Genomic DNA, 3,186 nt, shown 5'->3' with positions numbered 1-3,186 from the left:
CGGGGGATCCCGGCCAGCGGTTCGGCGCGGCCCCCGTCGCGGCGCGTGCGGTTCGCCCGATCGACGTCCAGCCGCTGATCGCGCTCGCGCCGTTCGGCACCTCGATCGCCGCGCCGGCTTCCGCGACCGCATCGGCCGACCAGAGCCTGGTGCTGCGCGGCATCCTGCTCGCCATTCCGCAATCCGCGTCTTCGGCGCTCATCTCGGTCGGCGGTGCGGCGCCCGCCGCTTTCTACGTGGGCCAGCAGGTCGGCTCCGGGACGATCGAATCGATCGCTGCCGATCATCTCATGCTCGTCGGCGGGGGCGGCAGGCAGATGCTCGGCTTCCCCGATCGCAGCGGCGGAGCGGCGGCGCCCACGGCTTCCGGTCCTTCACCGTCCGCGTCGATGGCGATAGCGGTGCCGGTGCCAGGGCCAACGGCACCGCCGGCTCCCCCCGCCGGCCCCTCCGCCTTGCTGGGATCGCTCGGGGCGACGATCGCCAGCGACGGCCTCCACATCACCCAGGCGACCGATCGCACGCGCGGCGCGGGGTTGCAGCCGGGCGACGTCATCCAGCGGATCAACGGCGCGCCCGCCACCGATCTGATGCAAAATCCCACAGCGCTACAGACGCTGCTGGCGGACGGCAACGTGCAGGTGGTGGTATCGCGCGGCGGCCAGCAGGTCGCCTTGTCGGTGCCGCTCAAATGACGTCCCGCCTGCTCCTGCTCGGCGCGCTCCTCGCCGCCCCCACGCTCGCCCAGGTGCCCGCCGCGCCCGCCGCGCCACCGATCGCGGGCCAGGCCGGCGACATCGTCGTCAACATGCACGATGTCGAGATCGCCGCGGTCGCCGAACAGATTTCGCGGCTCACCGGCCGCACCCTGATCCTCGATCCGCAGGTGCGCGGCACGGTCAATGTCACTTCGGCGACCCCGCTCAGCGCGCAGGGCGTGTGGGAGCTGTTCCAGTCGGTGCTGCGCGTCCACGGCTTCACCGCGGTCAAGGCCGGGCGCGCGTGGCGGATCGTGCCGCAGGCCGATGCCGTGCGCGAGCCCGCCAGCATCGCCGCCGGCCCCGTCACGACGCGGCTGATCCGCCTGCGCAACGTCGCGCCCGAAACCGCCGCGCGCATCTTCCGACCGTTGATCGCGCAGTTCGGCAGCCTCGAGGCGCTGACCAATCCCAACGCGATCGTCGTCACCGATTATGCCGACAATATCGCGCGGATCGAGCGGCTGGCCGCGGCGCTGGACAGCGGCGGCGGGCAGAGCTTCGCGACGATCCAGCTCCGTGTCGCCAGTGCCAAGGATGTCGGCGCGGCGATCCGCGCGCTCTATGGCGAGGGCGACAACGGCCCGCGCGTCGCGATCGACGAGCGGGGCAATTCGATCCTCGTGCGCGGCTCGCCCAGCGCGGTCGCCGACGCGCGGCGGATGGCGATACAGCTCGATCGCCCCGGCGGCGCCACGCCGACGATGCGCGTCTTTCGCCTGAAGCAGGCCGATGCCGAATCGGTGACCCAGGTGCTGAGCGGGCTGCTCGGCGGCCAGGGACAATCGAACAACCCCGTCGCGCGCACGCTTTCCGAGCCGATGATCGGCGCGGGCAATATCGGCACCTCGGCGACGGGATCGCAGGGCTTCGGCACGTCGAACCCGCTCGTCAGCAACAACGGCACCACCTCCAGCGGCAACAGCGCGCTCGGCGCGATCACCGCGGGCGGCAGCGGCGGGGGATCGACCTTCCCGATGCAATCCTCCTCGTCGGGCGGTTCGGGGCAGTCCACGGGTTTCTCGACCCCCGATCTGGCGGTGCAGGCCTCGCCGGAGCTCAACGCGATCGTCGTGCGCGGCTCGCCGGCCGCGATCGCGCAATTGCAGCCGCTGATCGATCAGCTCGACGTGCGCCGCCCGCAGGTGATGATCGAAGCCGCGATCGTCGAGGTGTTCGGGGACAAGGCGGAGGCGCTGGGCATCCAGTTCGGCATCGGCAAGGATCTGCCCCATCGCACGGGCGCGATCAGTTCGTTCACCAACATCGGCCCGTCGATCACCAGCGTGCTCACCGCGCTGGGCGCGCCGATCGGCGGCCTCGCCGCCGCCAGCGGCATCACCGCCGCGATCGGCGGCGGCGATTTCCAGATCCTCGTCCAGGCACTGGCGAGCTCTTCCAAGGCCAATCTGCTCTCCACCCCCAGCATCACCACGCTGGACAACCAGCCCGCGCAGATCGTCGTCGGCCAGAACGTCCCCTTCCGCACGGGCAGCTATTCCACGCTGGCGGGCGGCACCACCGCGCCGTTCACGACGATCGAGCGGCAGGACGTCGGCCTTACTTTGCGCATCATCCCGCGCGTCCACGAAGGCGATACGATCAGGCTCGACGTCAGTCAGGAAGTCTCCTCGCTGGTCGGCGCGGTGACGGGCGCCGCCGATCTCGTCACCAACCGCCGCGCGATCCAGACCACCGTCCTCGCCGACGACGGCCAGACGATCGTGCTCGGCGGGCTGATTTCCGACGATCGCACGGACAGCAAGACGCAGGTGCCCGTGCTCGGCGACGTTCCGCTGATCGGCCCGCTCTTCAAGAGCCGCCAGCTCCAGCAGACGCGGCGGACGTTGTTCGTCTTCCTCCGCCCGACGATCCTGCGCACGGCTGCCGAGGTCTCGACGGCGGCGGACGGCAAATATCTGCGGCTGCGCAGTTCCGAATATGGCCTGTCCGATCGCACCAGCCTGCTGCTCGAGCCGCCCAAGGCGCGCCTGCCCCTGGAGATTCGCGGCGTCTATTGAGACGCGCTGGGGTCTGTCCTTGGAGCTGAACCGTCACCCCGGCCTTGAGCCGAGGTCCCGCTTCTTCCTCAGCGTCGGCCAAGCAGCGGGACCCCGACTCAAGGCCGGGGTGACGAGATCAACGTCAACACGACAGCCTCTAAGAACCCGCCGGCAGCACCAGCGTCCGCTCCTCGCCCCCGCGCCGGAACAGCACCCGATCGGCGGTGATCGCCGCCAGCGTCCAGCCCTGGATCGTCTCGCCGATCGCGATCGTGCGCAGGCCGCCGTCCGCCAGCCGCAGCATCGCCTGCGGATCGACTGCGATCCGCCCGACGATGCCGATCAGCTCCGCCGGAAATCCGCCGCGCAGCCGGGACGCGGCGTCGGGCTGCGCGAACAGCGGCGCGGTCGGCGGCGCTCCCGGG

2 protein-coding genes and 1 pseudogene are annotated in these 3,186 nt (G+C 71.0%); 2 read left to right on the top strand and 1 reads right to left on the bottom strand.

The annotated features are described in order from the left end of the window. Positions 1–695, top strand: a 695-nt coding sequence (locus HUU94_RS01345; protein WP_174273333.1) for a type II secretion system protein N, incomplete at its 5' end; no start/stop codon positions are given. Further along, on the top strand, positions 692–2,779 hold the full coding sequence (gspD, locus tag HUU94_RS01340; RefSeq protein ID WP_174273332.1) for a type II secretion system secretin GspD: 2,088 nt from the start codon (positions 692–694) through the stop codon (positions 2,777–2,779). The genes HUU94_RS01345 and gspD, both read left to right, overlap by 4 nt. Positions 2,780–2,918: 139 nt before the next feature. On the opposite strand, the pseudogene HUU94_RS01335 reads toward gspD, so the two are convergent. After that, positions 2,919–3,186, bottom strand: a pseudogene (locus tag HUU94_RS01335) (hypothetical protein); the annotation flags it as partial.

Source organism: Sphingomonas bacterium (assembly GCF_903644055.1).
Lineage (GTDB): Bacteria > Pseudomonadota > Alphaproteobacteria > Sphingomonadales > Sphingomonadaceae > Sphingomonas_I.
This window is presented reverse-complemented; position numbering and strand designations above follow the sequence as displayed.

What these genes read in the sequence shown, in the direction of transcription:
- gspD (WP_174273332.1), top strand. Translation starts at nt 692, where the DNA reads ATGACGTCCCGCCTGCTCCTGCTCGGCGCGCTCCTCGCCGCCCCCACG.